Here is a 590-nt window from a genome sequence, read left to right as displayed (position 1 = left end):
AAGACATACTGAACGGGTGGACCAGCCAACCGCACTACTTTCCCGTTCAGGCCCCTTAAGGGGCTATTTTTTCTTTATCTCCTCGCCCGTGAATGGGTCGATGAACTCTTTCATTGTCATCTGGTCATGGATGACATCCTCTTGGAGCTGATTCTTTATATACTCCTCGATCACTTTCTTGTTTCGCCCGACCGTGGTGACATAGTATCCTCTGCACCAGAACTGTCGATTCCCATATCTGTACTTCAGATTCGCGTGCCTATCGAAGATCATGAGACTGCTCTTTCCTTTGAGATATCCCATGAAAGATGAGACACTCAGCTTGGGCGGTATACTGACGAGCATGTGTATGTGATCCTTACATGCCTCAGCCTCGATGATTTCTACACCTTTTCGCTCACAGAGTTGACGAAGTATCCTGCCTATATCTGCACGGATCTTTCCATAGATGACCTGCCTCCTGTACTTCGGCGCAAATACGATATGATACTTACAATTCCATTTTGTATGTGCTAGACTTTGGTTATCCATCGATGGTTCCCCTCTCATACTATTTTCGGTTGGCTAGACCTGAAAATATCGTATGATGA

General features: G+C 45.6%; 1 protein-coding gene. It reads right to left on the bottom strand.

All coding sequences use genetic code 11. The features are described from left to right. Window positions 1-63 precede the first annotated feature (63 nt). Window positions 64-531 (bottom strand): IS200/IS605 family transposase, encoded by a 468-nt coding sequence (tnpA, locus tag ACFO0S_RS14765; protein WP_378142905.1) that lies wholly within the window; start codon window positions 529-531, stop codon window positions 64-66. Window positions 532-590 lie beyond the last annotated feature (59 nt).

Origin of the sequence: Chryseomicrobium palamuruense, assembly GCF_042649045.1 — a bacterium.
GTDB lineage: Bacteria > Bacillota > Bacilli > Bacillales_A > Planococcaceae > Chryseomicrobium > Chryseomicrobium palamuruense.
Note: the sequence above shows the minus strand (reverse complement) of the source record. Positions and strands in the feature narration are given on the sequence as shown.

Bases quoted from the DNA above. Each gene is read 5' to 3' on its own strand.
- tnpA (WP_378142905.1), bottom strand. From the start codon at position 531: ATGGATAACCAAAGTCTAGCACATACAAAATGGAATTGTAAGTATCAT.